Annotated in this window: 19 protein-coding genes and 1 pseudogene; 8 read left to right on the forward strand and 12 right to left on the reverse strand. The window is 54.5% G+C overall.

Annotation, left to right across the window (positions count from 1 at the left end; genetic code table 11):
* Nucleotides 1-62: 62 nt before the first annotated feature.
* On the reverse strand, nucleotides 63-665 hold the full coding sequence (locus PST29_RS16385) for a transposase (RefSeq protein WP_060839484.1): 603 nt from the start codon (nucleotides 663-665) through the stop codon (nucleotides 63-65).
* A gap of 373 nt (nucleotides 666-1,038) precedes the next feature.
* On the opposite strand from PST29_RS16385, the gene PST29_RS16390 reads away from it, so the two are divergent.
* The 3 genes from PST29_RS16390 to PST29_RS16400 all read left to right on the forward strand — a co-directional run bounded on the left by PST29_RS16390 (nucleotide 1,039) and on the right by PST29_RS16400 (nucleotide 5,100).
* On the forward strand, nucleotides 1,039-1,596 hold the full coding sequence (locus PST29_RS16390; protein ID WP_060843715.1) for a DUF3304 domain-containing protein: 558 nt from the start codon (nucleotides 1,039-1,041) through the stop codon (nucleotides 1,594-1,596).
* The gene (locus PST29_RS16395) at nucleotides 1,581-4,181 is read left to right on the forward strand and encodes a T6SS phospholipase effector Tle1-like catalytic domain-containing protein (protein WP_060843716.1); all 2,601 of its coding nucleotides are present in this window, start codon (nucleotides 1,581-1,583) and stop codon (nucleotides 4,179-4,181) included. Before PST29_RS16390 ends, PST29_RS16395 begins: the two co-directional genes overlap by 16 nt.
* Nucleotides 4,182-4,836: 655 nt before the next feature.
* Nucleotides 4,837-5,100, forward strand: coding sequence for a hypothetical protein (locus PST29_RS16400; RefSeq protein ID WP_060843717.1), 264 nt, complete (start codon nucleotides 4,837-4,839; stop codon nucleotides 5,098-5,100).
* A gap of 256 nt (nucleotides 5,101-5,356) precedes the next feature.
* Here the strand turns inward: PST29_RS16400 and PST29_RS16405 are convergent.
* The 6 genes and pseudogenes from PST29_RS16405 to PST29_RS31850 all read right to left on the reverse strand — a co-directional run bounded on the left by PST29_RS16405 (nucleotide 5,357) and on the right by PST29_RS31850 (nucleotide 15,050).
* A pseudogene (locus tag PST29_RS16405) lies at nucleotides 5,357-6,786 on the reverse strand (IS1182 family transposase).
* A gap of 404 nt (nucleotides 6,787-7,190) precedes the next feature.
* The gene (locus PST29_RS31840) at nucleotides 7,191-8,375 is read right to left on the reverse strand and encodes a hypothetical protein (RefSeq protein WP_148659642.1); all 1,185 of its coding nucleotides are present in this window, start codon (nucleotides 8,373-8,375) and stop codon (nucleotides 7,191-7,193) included.
* Between the two features lie 507 nt (nucleotides 8,376-8,882).
* Nucleotides 8,883-12,815, reverse strand: coding sequence for a reverse transcriptase domain-containing protein (locus tag PST29_RS16410; protein WP_060843718.1), 3,933 nt, complete (start codon nucleotides 12,813-12,815; stop codon nucleotides 8,883-8,885).
* Between the two features lie 584 nt (nucleotides 12,816-13,399).
* Nucleotides 13,400-13,777: a hypothetical protein gene (locus PST29_RS16415; protein ID WP_060843719.1), complete on the reverse strand. Its 378-nt coding sequence runs from the start codon at nucleotides 13,775-13,777 to the stop codon at nucleotides 13,400-13,402.
* Nucleotides 13,778-13,801: 24 nt separating this feature from the next.
* On the reverse strand, nucleotides 13,802-14,365 hold the full coding sequence (locus PST29_RS16420) for a hypothetical protein (RefSeq protein ID WP_060843720.1): 564 nt from the start codon (nucleotides 14,363-14,365) through the stop codon (nucleotides 13,802-13,804).
* 415 nt (nucleotides 14,366-14,780) lie between these two features.
* Nucleotides 14,781-15,050: a hypothetical protein gene (locus tag PST29_RS31850; RefSeq protein WP_148659644.1), complete on the reverse strand. Its 270-nt coding sequence runs from the start codon at nucleotides 15,048-15,050 to the stop codon at nucleotides 14,781-14,783.
* A gap of 199 nt (nucleotides 15,051-15,249) precedes the next feature.
* On the opposite strand from PST29_RS31850, the gene PST29_RS16430 reads away from it, so the two are divergent.
* Nucleotides 15,250-15,663 (forward strand): hypothetical protein, encoded by a 414-nt coding sequence (locus tag PST29_RS16430; RefSeq protein WP_060843722.1) that lies wholly within the window; start codon nucleotides 15,250-15,252, stop codon nucleotides 15,661-15,663.
* 427 nt (nucleotides 15,664-16,090) lie between these two features.
* Here PST29_RS16430 and PST29_RS16435 read toward each other — a convergent pair whose 3' ends face one another.
* From PST29_RS16435 to PST29_RS32435, 3 genes are all read right to left on the reverse strand, one after another.
* Nucleotides 16,091-16,528, reverse strand: coding sequence for a tetratricopeptide repeat protein (locus PST29_RS16435; RefSeq protein ID WP_232513166.1), 438 nt, complete (start codon nucleotides 16,526-16,528; stop codon nucleotides 16,091-16,093).
* Between the two features lie 532 nt (nucleotides 16,529-17,060).
* Entirely contained in the window at nucleotides 17,061-17,657 is a 597-nt protein-coding gene (locus PST29_RS16440; protein WP_060843723.1) for a hypothetical protein, read from the reverse strand.
* A 63-nt stretch (nucleotides 17,658-17,720) separates the two neighbouring features.
* Nucleotides 17,721-18,158 carry a hypothetical protein gene (locus PST29_RS32435; RefSeq protein WP_060845136.1) on the reverse strand — a complete coding sequence of 146 codons (438 nt, stop codon included), beginning with the start codon at nucleotides 18,156-18,158 and terminating at the stop codon, nucleotides 17,721-17,723.
* Between PST29_RS32435 and PST29_RS16455 the strand changes: the two genes are divergently transcribed.
* Both PST29_RS16455 and PST29_RS16460 read left to right on the forward strand, forming a co-directional pair.
* Nucleotides 18,157-18,762 carry a DUF6896 domain-containing protein gene (locus tag PST29_RS16455; protein WP_232513167.1) on the forward strand — a complete coding sequence of 202 codons (606 nt, stop codon included), beginning with the start codon at nucleotides 18,157-18,159 and terminating at the stop codon, nucleotides 18,760-18,762. The genes PST29_RS32435 and PST29_RS16455 overlap by 2 nt on opposite strands.
* The gene (locus PST29_RS16460) at nucleotides 18,759-19,196 is read left to right on the forward strand and encodes a hypothetical protein (protein WP_060843725.1); all 438 of its coding nucleotides are present in this window, start codon (nucleotides 18,759-18,761) and stop codon (nucleotides 19,194-19,196) included. Before PST29_RS16455 ends, PST29_RS16460 begins: the two co-directional genes overlap by 4 nt.
* Before the next feature lie 7 nt (nucleotides 19,197-19,203).
* Here PST29_RS16460 and PST29_RS16465 read toward each other — a convergent pair whose 3' ends face one another.
* Both PST29_RS16465 and PST29_RS16470 read right to left on the reverse strand, forming a co-directional pair.
* On the reverse strand, nucleotides 19,204-20,376 hold the full coding sequence (locus PST29_RS16465; RefSeq protein WP_060843726.1) for a contractile injection system protein, VgrG/Pvc8 family: 1,173 nt from the start codon (nucleotides 20,374-20,376) through the stop codon (nucleotides 19,204-19,206).
* 165 nt (nucleotides 20,377-20,541) lie between these two features.
* Nucleotides 20,542-21,645, reverse strand: a complete 1,104-nt coding sequence (locus PST29_RS16470) for a polyamine ABC transporter substrate-binding protein (protein ID WP_060839496.1) — start codon at nucleotides 21,643-21,645, stop codon at nucleotides 20,542-20,544.
* Between the two features lie 138 nt (nucleotides 21,646-21,783).
* Here PST29_RS16470 and PST29_RS16475 point away from each other — a divergent pair, with 138 nt between their 5' ends.
* Together PST29_RS16475 and PST29_RS16480 are read left to right on the forward strand one after the other, a co-directional pair.
* Nucleotides 21,784-22,569, forward strand: coding sequence for a helix-turn-helix transcriptional regulator (locus PST29_RS16475; protein ID WP_060843727.1), 786 nt, complete (start codon nucleotides 21,784-21,786; stop codon nucleotides 22,567-22,569).
* A 133-nt stretch (nucleotides 22,570-22,702) separates the two neighbouring features.
* A complete protein-coding gene (locus tag PST29_RS16480; RefSeq protein WP_060843728.1) occupies nucleotides 22,703-23,113 on the forward strand; it encodes a hypothetical protein in 411 nt (136 codons plus the stop codon).
* Nucleotide 23,114: the final 1 nt, after the last annotated feature.

Genomic DNA, 23,114 nt, shown 5'->3' on the forward strand with positions numbered 1-23,114 from the left:
AAAACTGAAAATTGGCGCGCGTACGCGCATTGCCGTCGCCGTCTGCACAGCGTTTGGCCGCTTCAATTGCTGCTGATCGAGGTGTTTTCGTGGCGCGCCAGCCAGGTGTGCAACAGCGCAAAATTCAGCGAGAACTCGGGCATTTGCAGCAGCGCGCCGCAAAACACTTCACCGATGATTTTCTGGATCAACTGCACCGCCCGCGGGTTGTTCAACAGCGTGGCGATGTCGCGACTCAGGACACTGAAGGCCCAGACCTTCTGGTTCAGATCCAGACCGACGAACCAACGGAACAACAGGTTGTAACTGAGCTGTTCATAGAGCTGCTGCTCACTGGGCACCGAATACAGCAACTGCAGCAACAGAATGTGCATCACCGTACGCGGCGCGATCAGCATGCCGGGCTCGGCATTGAGGCCCTGGAGCAGATCGCGGTGCTGATCCAGCAACTCATCGATCTGCGGACGCAGCAGCACCAGCGAATGCCCCGGCGGGATATAGCTGGCCACCTCCTTCAAGGCGCCCTGCCAATCATCCTGGGACACGATCCAGACCCACGGCGCCCCGTAGCGATAGACCGACACCGGCTTCTTGCGCGCCGCCTCGACAATCTTCGACAGCCGTTGATCCAGCTCCTGCATGCCCACTTTCGAGTAGCGTTCCATAGTCCCCATAGCCTCACTCCCGGCGTCCCGCCTCGGCTTAAAAAAGTGGCCTGGCGGCCCCCTCAAGCGCGTTACATACCCAAGACGCGCGTGGCGATGTGCTACCGAACTTTTGTCATAAAAGCTTCATTCACAAAGGCCAACGGACGGTGAAACCACGACCTCCGAAAGTGGAGCGTGCACACAGCCCATTACCGGATGGGCAGGCCTGGGCTGCTTCGCGAAATATTTGGTCGTGAATTAATTCTCGCCAGCCCCAGCCTGCGTTACAGCCCGGTGCGCAAGCCCTTGCGCAGTGCATTCAGGCTATAAGGCCGGCAGCTTTCAGCGTGGCGGACGGCCACGCCAACACACTGTTACGACAGGAGGAACCATGGATGTTCAACGCCTCGCGCAGGGCAAGGCACAGCGCAGGAATGGCCTGCTGGTCCGGGCATTGGTCAGCGCCCTCGCCCTGCAAGGCTGCGCAGGACAAACAGCCGACATGATTGGATTGCCCATCGAGGGCTTCAGCCACACCTCGGCGGCCATCAACCGCTTTTCGGTCAATGGCAATGGCGGCCCGAATATCAGCCCCTATGGAGGTGGGGGTAGCCAGATGTGCTGCGCACCACTTCCGGTCAAGTGGCATCCTGGTTTGACCGTGGTCGTAGAGTGGGAAAAAGACTCTGACCCTCACGCATCTGCAAATTGGCCACCACTAGGGACTGATGGCTACAGGGCGGCCTACAAGATTCACGCAGCCAAGTACACCCGTCATCGCGCGGTGGTGGCTGTTGCGCCGTATGAACGACCCGGAGCTATCGACGTTCATTTTCTGCCCTGCAATCAAGTCGCGGTATCCGCCGTGGCGGAGTTGCCAGGCCAACCTGGGTATCCCTTTAACTTCCCTCAAAAAATGCAGGAGCCCACGACATGTCCGAAGCCTTAACTCCGCCTCATTCCCGGCCAGAACCACAATGGCTCCCCCCTACACCCGAGTTCAGAGAGGGTGGGCTGCTACCTGAAACCTCGAAGCAAGTAGCACACAACCGCCGAGAACAACACAAAGCCTATGCCCCCTTTGAGCTCGCAGCGCAGCGCGCGGCCCAAGCCGCAGGAAACGTTTACATTGGTTCGCCCTGCATGAAAATTCTGAGCATCACTCTGTGTTTTGACGGCACCAATAACCATGAGCCCAGCGATAGCATCGCCCGACCCTCTACCACCACCAATGTGGCCCGCCTATACCATGCCAGCCTGGGAGGAAGTGGTACCGAAAGAGAACAGAGCGAAGGTTTTTATCGTTACTACATGCAAGGTGTCGGCACCGAGTTCAAGGAAATAGGTGAGTTCAAGCCCGATGCTGACGGCCTGAAAATGTCGGTGGGCGGCGAAAGGCGAATTAACTGGGGTCTCACACGCCTAGTCGATGCACTCAAAAGAGCCTGTGGTAAGCCTCGTCTTGATCCTGCAGAAGCCTACAAACTCGTCGAAAAAATGGGCACCAGCCTCACCGAAGATCTGCTCGGCGCATCCCTGTTCAAAGACAGCCACACCCGCCGTCAGGAAGCGCTGAAAGAGCCATTGGCAACCCTGAAAAGCGAAATAGATGCCGCCCACGCCGCCAAGTCCATCGCCAGGATCAAAGCAGTGCGCCTGTTCATATACGGCTTCTCCCGTGGCGCCGCCGAAGCCCGGGCCTTCGCCACCTGGCTCGAAGCCTTGACCAGGGTCGAGGTGAACGGCGAAACCTGCTACCTGTTCGCCGGGCTGCCCATCAAGATCGTGTTCATGGGTCTGTTCGACACCGTGGCTTCGGTGGGCATTCCCTACATAGTGCCCTTCGCTGCCGGGCACATGGGCTGGGCCGACGGCTCGCTGCGCCTGCCGGACTCCGAAGTCTTTCTCGAACACTGTGTGCATCTGGTCGCCGCCCACGAACAACGGGGCTGCTTCCCCCTGGATTCGATCCGGCGCAAAGGCGACCCGGACGACCCCGACTGCCCTTCCACCTATCGCAATGGCACCGCAGAATACCTCTACCCCGGCATGCACTCCGATGTCGGTGGCGGCTACCCGCCCGGCGACCAAGGCAAAGCCGCGTCCGGTAGCCATGAACTGCTATCGCAGATTGCCTTGCACCATATGTACGCCGAAGCATTCAAGGTTGGTGCGCCGTTGCAGGTACCGTCCCGGGCACTCGGTGTCTGGAAGAAGGAGTGGCCCTGGTTGGAAATGGATGTTGAAACAGAAAACGAATTCGACATCGGCCCCACCCCAATCAAGCGCTTCAACACCTGGCTCAAATCCGTCGAAAATGGCCCACTGGAAGACGTCATGGAACGCCAGGCCGGCCTGATCACCGGCTGGCGCATCAACCGCTATGCCAACTACCGCCTCAGACACACTCCCTCCTATGGCGAAGTGATGAAGAGCGGCCACCCCCGCGGTGGCGACATGACCGCCAGGGAAATCGAATCCTTCGAAGCCCTGCACCGAATGCAGCTCGAAGAAGACGCCGCCGTCCGGGCCAATCAACCGCTGCCTGAATGGTCGGAGCGCCAGCAGCAAACCCGGCAAGAACATGAACGGGTGAAACAGGAGTACGAACGCCGCACAGGAGCCGCCTCCCCGGTCGAGCTCAATACCAGCAAAGTGTTCGAACCGAGCCTGGACCACCGGCAATTGGAAAACGCCATGACCGACTTTCGCCGCGACTACATCCCCGAATGGGGCTTGAGCGAAGGCGACGGCTTCAGCCTGGGCAGCCTGCCCAATATCCTCCTGGGTGGCATCGTCTACATGACCAACGACCAGGACGAGGCCGAGGACTACGCCAAGCTGCGCCGCGCCGGAAACCATCATTACGCAATACTGTTCGACTCCAATGGCCAGCCCCTGGACGAACAGGCCAAGGCAATCATCAGGCTGTTCGACGAGCAGGTACACGACTCCCGTGCCTGGTTCATGAACTCCAACCTCAACGAACGCGAACTCTTCAGCGACTACTTCCGTTACCGCTGCGTCTTTTTCGACAACGAATCGAACAAGCAACTGTCGCTGCTGGCGACCGCCACCCGAGTCATCGGCGTAGCCGTGGCTGTGGGCAGCATTGGCCTGAGCATCAAACGCCGCGACCCACGCTTGCTGGTGGGGCTGATTATTCCGTCCCTGGGCATCCCGGTCCTTCGAGGCAAAGCCGGCTTACCAGAGATCCGCGCATTCGACAGCGTTACCGGCCTCGCCCTGCCGATGCTTGGAGGCATGGAAGCCCTGCGCGTCTTCACTCACGATCCTGGCAGCGTACTGAAACAAGCACAGGCACTGCCAATGCCTGCGGCGCTTAACGAACAGACCGCCACCACCGACGACTTGAAAACCATCCTCAAAGCCGCCCAAGCCCTGGCAGCACAAGTCAACGCACCAAACGCTGTGCCAGAAGACCCCTTGAATCCACTTGATGCAGCACAAGAAGCAACAGTCCCGGGCTGGCTGGACCAAGCAAAGAGCGCAGCCAGGCACCTCAATACATGACCAAAATTATTCTGGCTTTTGCTTCTGCTGTTGATTTGGCTTTTGATCTTGACCCACCCGCCCCCTCGGCAGGCTGAGTGCAGGTGTTCATCAGGGGACTGGCGCGCAGCGTCCCTCGACAAAGTCGAGGCCATCGCTGGAAGCGATGCCCCCTGATGGGCACCGAAGCGATGGAACCTGAGCGCCGCGAAGGCCGAACGCGGGGGCAAGCGTTTTTGGTTACTTTTCAGGTGACTGTAAAAAGGCACTCGCCGTAAGGGCGAAACCCTAAGTGGTCGTTACCGCAGCAGCGGATATGTACCCCAACCACCCAGAAAAACTGGCTGGCTCGCAGGCCGCCAAGTCCCCCTCCGCAATCCTACAAAACTTGCAGACGCGTCTGACTTGTCCCCCCAAGACCCAACGCCCATAGTCCCCACTCGCCCCAATGGCGACCGGGTTTGGCGACCTGGCTACTCACCCACAGGCACTTCCGCTTGCAACCTTTGCCGAGGACCCTTTATGTTCACGGCGATCTTTCATGGCGGCTGTACGCGGGAGATCCTCGGATCTGCCGATAATTGTGGGATGAGTCGGCTCGCCAACCCGCGTATAGCTGCCACCTATTCGACTGGCGACGACAGGACAGCTCCCTTACCCACAAGCGGAGGTTCCCATGACTCAGCAATACATCCCCATCACCGGCATCGACTGCCTGATCCCATGCCTGTTTATAGACAAGACCGCACCATTGGACGTGCTGCACGCCAACGGCACCGCACGTTTACTGGCCGTGACTCAACTGCTGGAAAGCCTCTCCCGCGCAGAGTTCAAGAGTGCTGACGACACCGATCTGCAACATATCTCCAACGCAGCGGCGATTCTGCTACGTGACAGCTGCGACCTATTGGGAGTGATGGGCTGGCGCCTTCAAGCCTGACGCCTGGGCGCTCCGCGCTGCTTGGTAGCGCGGAGCGTTTCAAATGGGGTCTTGGACTTTTTAGGGGGGAAAGTCTTTTAAAAGTGGCTGCGATCGGTCCAGAGTGTGTAAAAACACTTTCGTATCGTGGATGCCTCAGCTCAGCGCAGTTGGGCGAGTCGATTGCCCACGCATTTGCCACGATCAGCACCGGTAACGCTCCGGAGCACTTATGAAGCGTTTTAGCGCCATCTGGAGCAGCAAAAGCCAAAGGCTTTTACGCCGCCATTGCCTTCAACAAGCCTTCGGCACCGATGATTCTCATGACCCGCTTCATGTTGTAGGCGAGCACATTCAGACTCATCTCCGCGTTGACGCCGGCCAGCCTACGTGCGAGGAAATGCGTGGATCCCATCCATTGTTTGAGCGTCCCGAAGGGATGCTCAACAGTGCGCTTCGGACTCGCATCATGTCCGGCGCATGGTTCAGCCGGTTCTGCATCTCGTCTAGCACGGCTTCATGTTCCCAACGCCGCACTCGTCGCTGCTTGCTCGGCGTGCACTGAGTTTTCAGGGCGCAGCTCTGGCATTTCGAACTCCAGTAGCAGTGCATGTTCAGGCCTTTCTCGACGCTAGAGAAACGCCAAATCAATGCCTCATCAGCTGGGCAAACGTATTCATTTTTAGCTGCGTTAAAAACGAAGGCATCTTTGTTGAAACGCCCGTCCGCTTTAGCTCCTGAAGTCATCGGTTTGGGTACATAGGCGGTAATTTTTGCATCATGGCAGGCCAGGATTTCCTCGCTTTTGAAGTAGCCTCGATCAGCCACGACCGACAGCGTTTCTGAACCAATGGCTTCCCGCGCCTGCTTCGCCATCGAGCTGAGTTGGTCGCGGTCAGAGCCAACGTTCGTGACCTCGTGAGCAACGATCAAATGGTGCTGGGTATCGACCGCCGTCTGTACGTTGTAGCCGACGATGCCATTGCCACGCGTCATCATCGAGCGGGCATCGGGGTCGGTCAGTGAAATCTGTTTGTCTGGAGAGTCGTTGAGCTGAGATTCGATCACCTAAAGCTCTTTCATCTGAGCTTCGAGCTTGGCGATTTTCTCTTCCAGGCGCGCAGCGTCTGGCTCAGCGGCGCTTGGCACTTGCCGATCAGCTGCATCAAGGGAGGTCAGGTAACGGTTGATGCTCGACTCGATTTCTTCCATTCTCCGCTTCAGTTTGGCGCTGGTGAAATTGCGGTCAAGGTTGTTCACTGCTTTGAATTTGCTCCCGTCGATAGCCACCAAGTTTTCGCTAAACAACCCCAACTGCTGGCACAGCACAACGAACTGTCGGCATACGCCGCGAATGGCTTTGCTGTTGTCTTTTCGGAAGTTGGCGATGGTTTTGAAGTCGGGTATCAAGCGCCCGGTTAACCACATCAATTCGATGTTGCGCTGGGCTTCTCGCTCAAGACGTCGACTCGATTGGATGCGGTTGAGATAGCCGTAGATATAGATCTTCAGAAGGATCGCAGGGTGGTACGCAGGTCTGCCGGTTTCGGCTGGAATGACGCCATCAAAACCCAGCTTGGCCAAGTCGAGTTCATCGACGAAGACATCAACCACCCGTACCGGGTTGGTCTCGCTGACGTAGTCATCGAGGCTCTCGGGAAGTAAGGTGCTTTGTCCTCGGTGCTCACCCTGGATAAACCGTTTCATGGGCTTCTCTTGCGATAAAATTCTCAGAAATCATAGCAAGGGCATGTCCGGGCGTTTTTACACACTCTGGGCCAGAAGCGGACATTGACAAGCGACCGGTTGAATCCACAGCCAAAAGCAGACATTTAGACTTATGTCGGCGGCCAGTGCCGGTGAAGCGGTGGTGCCAACGTTCGAGCTGAGCGAAGCGCTCCTGCAAATCTGTGAACCGCATGCCCAAGCCGGATCGAGAAATGGCGCTTAGCAACCTGCGTGATTGCCTACAAACATTACAATGAGCAGCATCCGCAGCGCGCTTTGAACCCCCATTCGCCGAGGGAGTTCAGGCGCTTGCCAGTGGAATCAATTTAACGGGGAGCTGATGTCTGGTTATGACGGGGAAAATCCAAGCGAACTCCCTTATTTTATTTTCTACCAAACGTATTCTTCAGACTACCTTCAACAAACTGGTGTGGTTTCCACCCGCCGATTATTTTGTCGGCTAAAAATGTATCGATAACACCCATTGTCAGTGTTGCGGTAGTAGCAATCCCCCCAGACAAAACGCTATCTAGAGCAAGAGATGCTCCTGTGAACAAAATCCATTTAGATGTCTTGGATGGTAGTTTTGAGAGTGAAGAACCCTTCACTGTTTCTCTATAAAATTCTTGAACGAGAGTTTTTTCAGGTGATAAACCCCGTATCCAACGTTTGAAAGCCTCTGAAGAGTCAATTACTTTAACTACTTCGTAGAAGCTCACCCTCCCGGAATTCACGGCCTCCCTTATTGTGTGACAGTTGTCTAGTGTAAGCTCTACAAAGTCGGCGACCGAGCTTTGCGATTCATTATCTCTTACCCACAGCCCCTGAAGTGTCTTTTCTTGCATTTCTTGTTCGTACGCATCTACGAACAATTCTGAGTCTAATGAAGCTGAAAAGAAGGATGATTCATAGGAGTACTGTAGTTGCGATAGCAATACCGATAGCGGAACTCCTGGCTTCATTGGTATTTTTAGTTTGTATGTCTGCGAGAGAAGTTGGGTGTCAATATTCGTATCTATGAAAAAACCACCTGTACTAAGATGCTCAACTCGAAATCTTAGCTTATCCTTTTGGACATACCCTGGCGCAAGGTAGTGCAAAATAGTTGAAACGGAGTTCTCTGTGGAGTCGGAATCCTCCCACTTTTTCAATAGTGCGCTCTGATTAAAGCTCCCGTGATTAAGTTGGTGTATTTTCCTCTCAAACTTATAAGCCATTGTTTTGGCTTGTGGGCTGCGACTTGATGCTTCTTTAAAGGTATTGAATGCATGCTCATTGTAGGATGTTTTTGAGTCCTGTAACGTCGCCAAGCTGTAATGATCCCGGGTTTCTGATACATTTCTAATGTGTACGGCGAGATTATCCAACAAAAAGTGAAATTCTATAATTTCTCGCTCAACTAAGTCCAAAAAAATTGCAGGCGGTATTTTTTTTAACAGATATTTTAGTGTTCCTTGGTTACCAACGATTTTAACCTTTCCGTAAAAAATGAGGCTTTCAGCAAGCGCTCCTATATCTATGTTTTGGTCATGGGTGTATGAGTTTTTGAAAACAATTGATTCAAACATGCCTACCCTTCCCTTGGGAAAACTTGTACGTGCTGTAACTATCAATACAATTTCAGCTGCGAAAACCAAATGTAATGTCGTAACGCCATCAAAGCAAGGTGAAAAAGTCGCTTTGCCGAAACGGTCTCACAGTTGATTTGTGAAAACGCCTTTTTTGCACGCTCCTACGTGAAACCGGAGTCTGGAGGACTCCACTAAAAGTAAAGATTCCAATCTCACGCGCGCACTTTTCTGCCGAGGAACAATGGCCGGTTTTTTTCAACAGAATCGACTCAATGTAGCTGCCCACGGAAACAACGAGAACTTACAACAATCAACTCTGTACATAGATCAGGGTCCGAAAGCTTCGGCCCCGACGCTCCATTTTTACTGCCGATAGGGCTGAAACTCAGAGATCCTGAAATATAGAAACCTAATCGTAAAAGTTAGGGGGCTCCTGGTTCCATACTGCGGAGCAGGTATGTTAGGTACAAGAAGCACAGCCCCGGAAGAACCTTGAGCCTTAAGTCAGTGCGCTCTTCCTTTATAACCGGCAGGCGCAGTTTTTACCTGTTTTGGTGAACGCCCGGTTTTTGTGGATTTGAATGGGGTTGGATCTATTTCGAAAACACTGACCGCGACTTGATTGTTGCCATGGACATGGGCTACTAAGCGCTCATGTTTCGGAAGCGGAACTTGGGCTGTCGAACCACCAAATTCACCTGAGTTCGCAAGCACTACTGGTTGGTACATATGGAAGTGTAATGCCGCCACCATATTGTCAAATGTTTGCACGTCCTGATTCAACGCTGAAACAAGGAATACATCTGACCGGTCTCGTAAATCTGCTACAAGATCAAGATCAGTTGCATCGTAACAAATCGCGGCAGCCAGGCGGGTTGGTGAAGTCGTACCTATTGGAAGCTCTACCAGCGTTACATGAGGGCGATATCCTTTAATTCCCATTTGTTGCTCAAGTTTCATTGGGTGCAGTTTTCCCTGCCACACGTATTGGATATTCCGGCCCTGATCTGGAGCGTCTGTTCGAATTAGCCATAGGCCCTGATTGATTGGTCCTCCGCACTTGCTGGAGTGCATAAATGTAAGCCCGGTGAAGATATTGGCCTTAAGCATATCTGAAAGACGTCGTAGAAAAAAAACGTGTTCAGGATGAACTGCTAATTCAGGGAAAAGAATAACATCGATTTTTGAGTCTTCATCCTCCCCATCCTTTAACGGTCTAGATGAAGCCCAAGCACGCAATTTAGCGTGCGCTAGACGACACACCTGAGCCAAGTGACGCCGGTGTTGTGACAACATCGCCGGAGTCCAATGTGTCGGGTCCTTGGTATCGAAATCATCTATCCTAGGACGAAGCGTTTGGACAATGGCAACCCGCAATGGCCTATCCACAAGGGTGGCGCCGTCGCTGGTAGGGATAACGTAGAAAGGAGTTTTACTGCGCCCCCCATATAATTCCCGTTGCTCTGAAATGCGTTTTTCAAGAATTGCTAACAGCTCTCCCGGTGTGCGGACGTCGGAGACCGGTGCCGCATCATTAGCTTTAAATTCGATACCAGGCCATTGGAGAAGTATTGAAATAAATCCAGAAAGCCATGGGGAAATTGGTGCGGGCTCGTCCAGCATGCCGCTGCCAGAATTGAGCATTCCAAAGCGACGCTTATACCAGCTGCTCCGAATGCCTCTGTAGCGTCCAATTTCCTCCGTTATTAAGAATCTTCGCGCGGTAAAGTCGAAATCTCCTGTTAATGCTGATCTTAGAATTCGACCTAATCCGTACATCCAAGTCTGATCATCGCTAACCCATTCTGGGTTCTCATATAACGGATTGTTTTCATCCGACTCCTCGGACAAAATAACTCTCAAGAATTCAGAGCTGCTCGGAAGCGATTGTAATTGCGTCCAGTTTGAACATGTGACGGTAATATCTATAGGGCTGAGTCTATTTGAGAGTCGCGCTTCAATGCCTGGTGTAACAAGAAGTGCTTTGGCAAGCATTAAAAGCCCGTTTTCTTGGCCAAAAGCATTTGATGGGTCTTGCATGACTCGAAGTAGCTGACGTGTTGCTAGTGCTTTGTTTTCTTTTTGTTTGCTAGCACTGATGCGACCAATTTCAACTACAGATTGTGGGACAAATTTTTTCCATTTTTGCAACGTAGCGACCCGCTTGTTGGTTGCTTCTAGAAGCAAATCAGGCCTTTCAAGGGCTACTAAGGTTACAATTTTTTGTATCTGAGTTTCTGACGTAGTAGAGCGAAGGCCTTCAGCTAGCCAGGAGGCAAAGCGCCGGGGATTTGGATGCATCTGCTGAGCAACAAGTGCATACGGAACAGTATTCAACAGCTCGACTGAGCTGGAACGCTCAAAGAGAAGTGCGCTTCGTAGCTTCTTATATGGCTCTTCAATCGCAACTTCCTCGACATTATCAAGGCTTACACTATTATCTCCAATCGATGCTAAATAAAGCAATGCCTGCTGTACCAAGTACCAAGGCGAATCTTCTCGCTCTACGACGATAGTTCTTGCGAAGCCTCCAAGATCTTCTCTGTAACCTTGAATATCGATGTTTTCGGGATAGCTTTCGTCATCCCGAAAACCGGTCTCCACAATGCCGGCACGCAGTAAGTCTGCGGCAATGTATTCAGCACTTTTAATTTGGCGCTGTTCATTTTGGCTGGGCTCGGGAGGGGCTTCGAAAAGTTTTGCACTAAGCGCTTCCAGTACCGGTGCGAGCAACTTGGGGTGGGGGAATAAATCAAGCCCGCATCGGAGCAATAAGACTAGAGCGGGATTTTCTGCCCAGCATTTAATTAATTTACGCGCTGTAGATTCGAACTCATGAGCAAGAGCCACTCCGCCATTCATCCGATCCCCTAAGGACTCTCCTGTGTCATCCGGTGCGCTGAGATCAGTCATGGCTAGACGCTGTCTCATCAACTCTACGAGGCGAGTTGCCACAAAGCGTTTGACTGTGTCGTCTCGAACATCTGTTGCGGGGGCAGCGATAGTTGCTAATCGTAGCTTGGATTTTGGCGGCTCTTGTGATCCTTCGATCTGATCCGATATCCAAAGCAAACCCTCAAGGCCGCCAGCAGCTTGTGCTAATGAATCGATATCAAACGTTCCGCTCAACTCAGCCCCAAGCACGCTCATCAATGTTGATACGTTATTCTGGGACGACATTGATCGATAGGGAGTTATAGAACACTTGTCCTCTGATAGGACGATATCCTTCTGGGCCCCGATGCGTTCACAATGCTCTTGGAGTTTTTCAATCACATAGTTTTTTACTTGATTGAGTGGAGAGCTGTGGCTTGGTGCTTCAATTACAATCCTGATATCATCCACATAACGGCAATAATCAAGAATCTTGATTCCGCTCTCTTCGATTATTAGGTTCTCACGAGTGTCTCTGTCGACCGCTTGATCAAAGCCAATTAAATAAGCGTTTGCTAAAAAACCCGATGCCACGAGACCTTGCGGAAGTCCAAGATCTAGCTTTTTACTTCCCAACTCGTTGAATAATTCAGCTTGTTCGTTGTCGCTGTTTCGCCAGCGCCATTTCAATATTTTTCCCGTTTTATCCCAAAACTCTTGATCGGCGCCATTATCCGCCTGTACATGAAACTCTCGATTAAATTCGGTCTCAAGGCGTTGTAGCTCAATTACCAATGCCTGAGGATCAACGCGGTCATAGAATGACTTTAAGTCAAGAGAAATTACGAATAGCTCTTTTCCTTTAGGTGTCCGTTGAGCTGACTCGGCACAGATTTGGCGTGGGCGAGAGAGAAATGCGCGATAGTCTTGGTAGTATTTACGATAGGTCTGACTATTACCCCAGGAAAAATTGGCTTTAGCCCGGCTTCCAGCACTTTCGGACCATCGGCAGTGAAGTCGATTTCCGTAGCTTGTAAGGCCATTTGAGCGTGCTTTAACTGCATCAGCTTCGTCCGGGTTACCTTGGATTGTTTCTATTGACTCAGCAAGGCACATCATTACGGCAGTTGCTAGAGACTGATCGCGAATACATATATGCGCGAGAGGCCGCAACTTTTGAAGGCTGGGTTGGTTGGATGGATTATCTTCTTTGTCTGGACCCGGCCCCCAGGCTTGAAATAGAGAGCTAGTAAGAATGGTATCTAAGAAATTGCCTTTCTCCGGCTCAAGGTCTGTCGAAAATACCCACCTCCCATTTTTGGGAGCAGGTACCAGCATCATTTCCATAGTCCGAAACCGAGGTTTCTCTAAGTCCCTTGCCCATACCATCAACTCCCGCTCTAGGTTGACGGTAGATCTATCTAATTCTAGAACATCAGCATACGAGTTGTGGCGACGGATGAAACCTTGGGTCTTTTTCCATGCTTGGGCAAGAATGACAATGTCTATGAGCGCCTCACCACGGGGACGTAAGACTAGATATTTTTTTTTGATGATGGACATCATCTCTCTCGTGTACGGCGACGCGCAGCAGCTCTCAGCTGGCGTGGAGGTGGCTGGTAGCACCGAGAGAGACGAAAGGAGGCGTCAAACCTTCTTGTGAAGGAAACCTTCCTTGGTAGCGCCCGCATGCCATAATTTCACAGTGATATCATCGTATTTAATAGCGACGTCGACAAGCGTTCGACAGAGGTATTAGAGGGGCTTTCTCCACCCACTTAAACAGCCATGGACCACCATCTGGCTACTCGAGTCGCCACGGATTTTTCAGATAGTGAGCGACCGCTTTTGCCTGTGGATTCAACCGGTTCCTGCCCTTCATGAAGTGCAGCTTTGGGAGACTCTGTACAAAAAACCAGAACTCCAATCATGGCCCCTCGTTGGCTCAGTTTTTGTAGAGCCCCTACTCCTCTACAAGAAGGAATTCTGCAATTGCAAAGCGTTACGAGTTCTCGGATGAGACCTGGTACAGGGTTGCCGATCTCTTCAAACCCCAAAGTGGGCCATGCACGCGCCCGTAGCGCAGGTCGACGACCACTGTCTTGATGTGCATGTTCGTGGAATCTGCCCTCGCCAATGGCCCATTCCTACCCTGCAGGCCCCATCTCGACCGCTACACAACGCCCTTTAGTTCGCACCTTCTCCACCAGTCGCGCTCTATTGACGAACACATTGATTTCGCAACTGCCTGAGTGCTGCACGTCTTCCCAGTATTCTGCGTGCACAAGTTGCCCGTTCTGCGGCCCCGTGTAAGTACCCGCTGCTTCACGTGAAACATAGCTACTGTCATGTACATATCTGAGCACGACCATATCTTCCTTCGGCGCCACCATGATCTGCCTTGGCACGCCGAAGAAGTCGATCAGTTCGCCCACCGGGCGATCTTTCCAGGCGCTGCTGGCCGACAATGATGCGCAGCCACTGAGCAAGGTGGCGAGCAGGGCCAACATAAACAATCGGTTCATAAGGTCTTCTCCCTGAAGGCCAGGTTACTTGGCAGACATCTGCGCGAACCCTTCATCTATCTTCTGCATGATGGCCGCCTTGGCCGCCTCGCGGTTCAATATCTCGAAGAACTGCGGCCCTGCCTTGCTCATTTGCGACGCGGGCATCACACCCAAGTGCTCCATCTTCTTGGCCTGGCGTTCAGTCGGCTTACAGACAAAGTCACGGCTTGGTGCCAGCCAGGCGTCAGGTTTGCTCTGCCACTGGCTGGAATACTTCGCATTGCGAAAATCATTGAGCACGCTGTGGAAATCCGCCGCATCCATGATGCGCACGCGGTTCTTCGCACAATCGATTTCGACATCGTAAGAGGTGAAGTTGGGTTTACCGGGCTCTTCGTAAAGTTGATAGACACCCAATGATTTCGCGCCACCTGGACGATTGATGATGTGAGTGGGGTCGCCGTCGGCGATGAACACCTGATTCTTGCCCAAGGCCCCCTGGTGGTGAACGACCCAGTAGTCGCCCTTCAGCACTTCACTCGCCTGGGCAGCGAGGGCACTACACAGTAATGCGGCAGGCAAAAGCTGCCTTGTAAAAGCGATCATGGGGGCGGTCCTTTGCCGTTATTTTTGAAGGCAATAGCTTCGCACCCTGAGCATGTTGCAAAGGGCTATCTAGCAAATCCGTCCTATGCCTTTGACGAAAACAGCGGTCGCAAGCCCCCCATGGAGCAAGCCCGCGGAACCCTCGCTGCGCCGCCAGGTGGGCCATGGCGTTGGCCCTGGTGGCCGAGGAACGTCCGCAAGTGACCGATAGCTGTCCTCAACCAAAGTTCGCCTTGGGTTGAGGATTCAACCGGTCGACGCAACAGATTGGCTAAATGGCCCTGCAGGCGCTTCGTATTCCAGTTTTTTGCGAGCTCATTACGGATCAAAACTGAGTCGATGAGCACGAGCATTTTCGCGGACAAAAACAAGCGAAGTGCAATCTGCCAGACCGTCTTACTTTTTAAACTCCACCCTATACATGTTCCAAATATTCCAAGAGAACCTCGCCACCGAGGTAAGGGCCGTCATCACTGCCGTCCATTGCCGGCTCGTCAAAATCAATCCATACGCTGGTAATAATTCTGTCTCTTCCAGCCATAGTTCGTTGAGTAGCAGATAACTCCACTTCACCACTCAGGGCTTCTTTTATATATTCAGGAGGTAACGAAACCACTCCAACTCCGCCATTCGGCCACCACAAGTGAGGCTTAACTTTTACCCTGTCACCATCATTGAATTTCATTTATTCTCGGCCATGCTACCGACTTTAATTTGCCATTTGACGCTTGGTTGAGAGACGAGCTTCAACCCGTTTCGGTGAGCAAAGCGAACGACTTGAACCCGTTGTCAAATGCTCAACTTCGCCCGGCAAGTACAACACAAAAACCGAACCCCGGCTCGGCCCGTTCCACCCGCCCTCCATAGAGAGATCAAGCCAGCCTATGCACTGTCACAACTTCCTCCTGGGGCATATCGAAGTCGAAGTGCAGGGAGGCGCCTACGATCTGCATAACTTCTATAACGCCAGTGCTGTCCAACACGACGTCCTGAAAGGCTCGCTGACACTGACCTTCAACCGTCTGCAACAAGACTGGGTGCCCGCCGAAGAGGCACGCCAGATCATCCTCAGCTTCAGTCAACTAAGCTATTTCTGCGCCGATGCCAGAGAGCTGAATGCCTTCGAGAGCGACCTGGGCTGCGTGCATGCCATAGGCGTGGTGGAAGCCGGCGCCGCCACCGAGACCTTCTACCTCTCGGACCAGTTCCCTGCGGATCATCACCTGGTGATTGAATTCACCTCGGGCCTGATTCTGCGTTTGCAGGCGCAAGAGGCGCAGTGCGCCTTGTTCTTCTAATGAGCCAAAAGTATTAGCCGCAGATGCAATTCACTCCCGAACAACTGGCCCACAACACCGGCACCAGCGCCATGGACAAACAATGCCAACAATGACTGCCGAGCCTGACGGCGTCTGAGCGAATCGACGTTCTCAAACGCCTGTTGCCACTGAACTTCAGCTATGCACCGCTATTGTTGCAGGCCACGCAGTTGTCCCGGCAGTAAAACCAGCAACTGTTCAAGCACTGGCTGCGCACCGAGCACCACAACACCGCCCAAGAACTGATCAAGCGCCTGCAACCGCTGTTGGGGGAAGAGACGCTCTGGCGCATCTCCTCGCAAGAGACACTGAGAGCCCCATGAGGCCCAGAACTAAGCCTGCCTAAGCAGTAGGCAGAAATGATGCGGCGCTTTTGTCTCATTACAGACCTGAATTTCACAAAAAATCAGAGATTGGCCCGCGTCTTGAGAAAGACCAGATAGTGTTCCTCTTCAGCAGCAAAAATATCCGCCCCCGCCCCCATGTATGCACGCATCAGCTCATCTGCTGCGTAGGCTTCTTGACCCTCATCAAGCAGGACCTGCCCGAGTCGCAGATGCAAAAAAGGATTACCAATACCTCCTGGGCAGGTCATTGCATACTGCAAAGCTTCACGGGCTGAGGTCTTGAATCCTGATAGAAAGCAAGCATCCGCGATAGCAGCCAGAATCCAAGTTGCAGCCTCCCAGTCGTTTTTGGGCTCAGGGATCAACAACCAAGCTTTGTTGTATTGGCCAATAGCCTCTTCAAAACAACCCGACTCAGCCAGCAGGTCGCCAGCGGCACTGAGCTGTTTGATTTCTTCGTAAAGGTCCGGACTTAATTCCCCGTCATTGTTCATCATTACCACTCCATCGGTTTGTTTTAGCCAAACATAGGGCCAAGTCAGGTCTTTGTGCAGGTGTACCCCGCCACCAGCATAAACATCATCTTTTGCGGGTTCTCACAGGGACAAATTAACTCGTCAAACATCAGCGCCTGTGGCCACGATCTTCTGGCACATCGCGTCACAGAAGACCCGAACCGCACCCAATTACCACAGCAACAGTCGCCTGGAATAGCCGCGGCTCCTTTCCCTACCATCCAACTCAACCCCCAAGTCACCATGAACGCAGCAACGGATAAACCCCGAGAGAACTGACCGGTTCTCAAACCGCCAAACCCCGTAGCGCAATCCTACAGAACTTACAGAGTCACCTGACTTTCCCCCCAGGGCCCAACACCCATAGTCTCTCTCGGCTCGCCAAACCGCATTTAGAGTGCCCCTAGCCCTGCTAGCTTCCAAGAACCGCAGACACTTAGGCAAAGCTCCGACCAAGTGACAGGGCGTTTCCATGCTGCCTTTCTGAGCATCAGTTCAATAGCGCCCTATCGCCCTACCCCAACTGCAAAAAGAACCGACCAATCCCCGCGCCTGTCCTCTCTGAGAAATCCTCATCCAGAAACAGATACCCCATGCCATCCGAAAGCACGCCTTTATGCTCAGGCAGCGCTACATCCAGATCCCCCCCATAAATGGAAACCCTTCTGCGCCCTGCCCCCGCCAAAACAGGAGACTGCAGCCAGGCATCCACGCCATCCAGCTTGGAAGCCAGGTTCTCATCATCATCGGCGTCGCCATTCACCCCCAGCCGCACCGTCCCGCGATCTGAAATCGGCTGAGCCGCCTCATCCCGCTCGGAACCGGCTCGCGAATAGCCCATGACAACCGCTTCCGAGCGCCCCTGGACGGCACGCAACTTTCGATAGTGGCCGACCTCGCCCGGCAGATACGGCACAAAAACCGACACCCAATACCCCCCATCCATCAAGGCCTCTGAAAACCAACGTCCAGGAAAGGCCATGAGGTGGGTCAGCGGCACTCCATCAGGCGAACGGGGCCATGCCAGATCGGTCGGCAGACAGGCCCCGCCACCGACATAGGCATCATCTTTTGCAGGCGTTTCACCGGTAAATATCAGCTCGTCAAACATGCGTTTCTTTGCACTCAGTCATGGGTTGCAGCCTTCGTTAACAGCCTCAGGCCAATACCGGCGTCAAGGCTTCAGGCCATACACCTTGCCTCGACAATCCACCCTCAACTCCTCCAGAAAGGGCCGCAACTGCGCCTCTTCCATCAACGCCAGCAACTGTCCAGCCGCCTCCCGCAGCAACTGCCACTGCCCATGTTCGAAGATCCCCCGGTCGCCACAATGAAAGGCCGCCTCGGACAACCCATTGCATTGCCCCCAGAGGCTTTGCAGCCCAGCCCGGACTTCATCCGGCAAGGCACTGGCGCACGTTGCTAGCAGCGCCTCCAACGGCAACATCGCCATGGACCAGGCCTCACAGGCGGGGCAATCAGGGATGCTGGCCTGCTGAGCCTGCGCATCCAGTGCCAGAAACCCCAGGGCATCGATTGCCTCGCCCACCGCCAGCACCCGCTTGTACTCATCCTGCCCGTACCATTCCCAGACAGTGGTGGAGACCCCCATGTTTTCGGCTCCAAAATTCGTCCGGGCGAATATACCGACATCACGGTCCTTTCGCGCATCCTGCAGCCTCGCCGCTTGTGTCGCGCTGCAAACTCTGGAATTGTCTGCCCTTTTGACCACGCCCCCCATCCCCATGAACCCACGCCTCGCCCAGCTTGTGTGCGACTACCAGGCCAGCGTCCGCTGCGCCGTCGAGTTGATGCAGCAATGCGCTATCCCCCTCCCCGCCAGCAACAGTGACTGGGCGGGGCTCGATATTCCGGAGCAAGGGCAGCTGACTGGCGGCGTTCGTTACTTCAAGCACGGCTATGGCTGCGCCGTTCACCTGCCAACGGCAACGGTGAGCTTCGACTTTGGCGAGCAGGGAGAGATCGACGGCGTCACCCTGTCCAGGCTCGCCGGCTTTGCCGAGAACCGGCTCGCGCAGTACGGTTTTACCGATGAGGATGAGCTCAAGCAGTGCTTCGAGCAGGAAGTGGCAGCCGGCTCGCTGGTGTATTCGGGCTATATCCTTTACTACGCCGCAACCGCCAACCCCCAAGCGGGCAGGCTCGAAGATAGCCCCACCCCTTCAGCACCCGAGCAACCCGAGAGCCCATCATGAAGTTCACCTCAGCAGGCCAACTCATCGACCCGCGAACCGTCGGCTATCGCAGCCTGGGCTTCGGCGAGGCGCTGTCGGTCCCGGCAACGCCCTACGAGCTGCGCATCAACCACAGCGATCTGCCGCCAGGCTTTCTTGATGTCGCCGACACCTTCAACGCCGAATGCAGAACCGACGATCTGGCCCAAGGCTTTATCGACATTCCGCAACTGGCAGAGTTGGACTACCCAAGCTTCAGGGCGCTGCTGCAAGACCATCCGGACCTGGCGGCGCGCTTGATCCAGGACTACCTGTATTTCGAGTTGTTGTTTGCGCTGTTCCCCAACGCCAGCGCGCTCAAGGTGGTGATCAACAGCATCACCAGCGTTCACTCAAGGGAAAACCTGATCATTCTGACCGGCGAAACCTTCGCCGCCAGAAGCGCCGGGCAATGACCGGGCGCTAGCCACAGCACAGGCAACCGCTGATCAGGGGCTGATCGGGGTCGCTTTCAAGAAAGGTGACTCTGACTTCCACGCCCGCTCGCAGCGGGGTCGTTGCGCAGCGCCAGTTGGCGGCGCCCCCAAGCCAGCAACTGCTTTTGTCATCGAACCGTCCTTCGCGGTCCCAAGGAAACTTGACCTTGAGCCTTGCCAGGCGCCGATCACCGCGCAGTGCCTCGTCGTCCACCGCGATGACCACCGCGGTCTGGCTGCTCACCTGGGGTTTTTCGTGCGCCGAAGGCGGACGGTAGGCCAGGTCCCAGGGCACCAGCGTGAAACGATTGCGGTAACCCGACTGCCGGCCATCCCCGGCGCTCGGGTTGTCGACGGCGTGCTCGTCCGACAGCTGCGGTTGGCCGCCTGCGTGGATGACCCGAGTCAGCAGCCATGCCTCATTGCGCTCCTGGCCAGGGGCGCCGCACAGGTCCACAACATGGCCACTGTGCAGTTCGGTGCGCGAACCCTGCCCCTCCACCTGACGATAAGCCGCGCGGCGGTACTCGCCGGTCGGCGGGCTGATCGCTCTGGCGGGTTCGGGCATGACCGCCGTGGCGGGCTCGATCCGCGGGAAGACCGCCTGATGATCGCCAAACACCAGCACGTGCCCTTGAGCACTGTGCTGGAAGTGAAAGTGAATCCCCTCCTCCTCGCACAGGCGCTGAATGAAATGCAGATCCGTTTCACCGAACTGGGTGCAGCAGTCACGTTTGGGGTAGGTGGAACCCAGCTGGAAGCGGTAGGCGTCCCCCAGGATCCCGTGTTCTTCGAGTATCAAGGCGACGATGGCCGGCACCGAAAACTGTTGATAGATGCGCTGGTTGGTGCGATGGCGCAGGTAGGACAGATGCGGGACCAGGGCCAGGTTGTAGCGCTGCGGATGCGAATGCTCAGTGTCTTTGCCGATGTGATAGATGCGTCCATGAACGCCGTTGCCCTGGGAGTCGAAGGCCAGAAAGGCCTCGCTGTCGACCAGGCTTTGCAGCTCCTGCTCTGGTCGCTCGCAGACAAACTCCACCTTGAAGAAGTAAGGCTTGCCGATCGCCTCCTCGCCGGTGAAGGCAAGCACTTGAACCTCCTGATCAAGTGCGTCGAGTGTCAAGCTGAAGTGCGTTTGATGGGCTGGGCTGAACATCCACTGTTCTCCTGTTGCTTGAGGTGTTGAATGGACGCAGGCACAAACCGCCATGCGGAAAAGTTGTTCTCCGCATGGCCAGTACATTTCATCGAATGTTTTAAATAATGAGCCCGCACTGGCGATGAAACTTGCACAGGGCAGAAGATGAAGAGTTCAACGAAATCAGATGCTGCTCTTCACCTTGGTCCAGACCCGAGTTCGGATCCGCTCCAGTTTCAATGGCAGCGGCTCAAGTGGAACCAGTGTGGCAACCGTTTGCTTGTCTGGATAAATCCAGGGGTTGTCGCGCAACTTCTGCTGGACAAACTCCGTGGCATCCTTGTTGGCATTGGGGTACAGGGTGTGATTTGAAGTCTTGGCAATCACTTCCGGGCGCAACATGTAGTTGATGAACGCCATGCCGGCCTTGGGATGCGGAGCGTCTTTCAACAGAACCAGATTCTCCGACCAGACCAGTGCGCCTTCACGCGGAAGGCTGTAGGTAATCCGGCGCCCAGTGTTGGACTTTTCATTGATGGCCTGGGCGGCAAGCGCACCATTGGCCCAGCCCACCACCGCACAGATGTTGCCATCCGCCAAGTCGGCGTCGATGCGGGACGAGTCGAAATAAAGGATGTAGGGTCGGATTTTCAACAGCAGGGCTTGGGCTTTCTGGTAGTCATCCGGGTTCTTGCTGTTGCTCGGGAGCCCAAGGTAGTTCAGGGCGATGGAAATGATCTCGCTGGGCGAGTCGAGCATGGCCACGCCACAGGACTTCAGTTTGCTGATGTTCTCTTCCTTGAAGATCAGGTCCCAGCTATTGACCGGCGCATCGTCGCCCAGCGCCGCTTTGACCTTGTCCACGTCATAGCCGATCCCGGTGGTGCCCCACAGATAGGGCACCGCGTAACGATTGCCCGGATCATTGACCGCGAGCTGGGCCAGGATGTCCGGGTCGACGTGGGACAGATTGCTCAGTTGCGCCGGGTCCAGCGGCTGCAGCACTCCGGCCTGGATCAGGCTGGGCAGCACATTGGAGGTCGCCACCACCACGTCATACCCCGTGCGCCCGGCCATGACCTTGCTCTGCATGATCTCGGCACTGTCGAAGGCATCCATGTGAATGCGGGTGCCGGTGGCCTGCTCGAACTCTTTTGGGGTTTCCGGCGCGAGCAGCCCGAACCAGTTGTACAAGTACATTCCGGGCTCTGCCGCCCCTGCCGATGTGCTGATCCCGGCACAGAGAAGCGCGGCTGAAAAAACGGTTCGCAAAGGTGATTTTCTCATGCAACATCCTTGTCCAGACGACGTGCCCTCATGGCTGTCGTAAATCCTGCAAGCGAATATACCGAGCCCAAGCCAATAGTAAATACCTCCAAATACTTACCCTTGACCCACGATTCCCTAACCCTAAAGGGGTAGAAAATGCCACTCGACCTTCATAGCCTGGCCTGGCATCGATCGATTGGAAAACTGATCATGCAGTTGAACCGTCCAGACTTCTGGAGTTCGCTTATTCGTACGCTCAATGAATATGTGCAGATCGATAACTGGGTTGTACTGATCTTCAGCCATCAACAGGTGCAAGTGATCAGTCTTCCCGAGATTGCCGATGTGGAAGAGGTGGACGCCTTCACTCATCTATATGTAAAGGGACTTTACTTGCTGGACCCCTTTTACATCGCCAACCGGGAAAACCCGCAAAGCGGCTTCTTTCACTTATTGGACATTGCCCCGGAATACTTCGTTGAAACCGAGTACTACCACCAGTACTTCGCCCAATACATTTCCATGGATGAAGTGCAATACAACGTGCAACTGGATGCCGATAGAACCCTGTGCATTTCCATCGGCAGCCGGGTTCGTTTCAATCAAGAACAAATCACCATGCTCGACCTCATCAAGCCTTGGGTGATGGCTCTGATGCATCAACGCATGTGCTTTGAGATCGATCTGGAGAAGAGCCTCGCCGCCCCGCCGCAATGGCCGGAAACCATCGGCCAACTGGGCACCCAGATAACCACGCGGGAAAGCGATGTACTGCGGCTGTTGCTCAGCGGCTTCTCCAACAAGGAAATCGCCGGCAAACTCTCCCTCTCCGCGGAAACCGTCAAGGTTCATCGCCGTAACATCTACGCCAAGCTGAACATCAAGTCACAATCCGAACTCTTCGCTCGCTTCTTCATGCCCAAACAGGAGGTGCTCTCTTGACGCCAACAACCTCGCTGACGCTCCTTCCCGGGAAGCCGTAAACAAACCACTGCTTAGCCTGGATGCCTCACGAACCCCGCATCCCATCAGCAACACCCTCCAAGCCCCTCTCAACACGGATGTCGAACACCCCATGTTTAAAGCCATTCTCTTCGGCCTGCTCTCCTGCGCTTTGGTGCTGCCTGTGTTCGGGCTGGCCATTTCACAGTTTCTCCCTCCTGCGTTCGTTGCCCTGGGCGAACCGGGTTGGAGACAACAGCACGATCAACTGGTCAGCCTCAACACCGTTCAATGGCTGACGGTGCTTGGCTGGGCCCTCGCGGCGGGCGTTGGAGGATTTGTCAGCACCCGGACCCAGGCGACCCGCACCTTGCGTCCCGCCATCTGGGTCGGGGTCATCATCCTGCTGGTCTGGGGTCTACCGGTGGGGTTCTTCTCGGGAAGCCAAATGGGCTGGGTGCATTTCACCTGCTGCCTGGCCATCATGCCGGCGGTGCTAGCGGGAGGTTCGCTGGCGCGCAGAAAGGCTGAATCATTCACCTGAA

It is taken from the genome of Pseudomonas sp. St29 (assembly GCF_001547915.1).
Taxonomy (GTDB): domain Bacteria; phylum Pseudomonadota; class Gammaproteobacteria; order Pseudomonadales; family Pseudomonadaceae; genus Aquipseudomonas.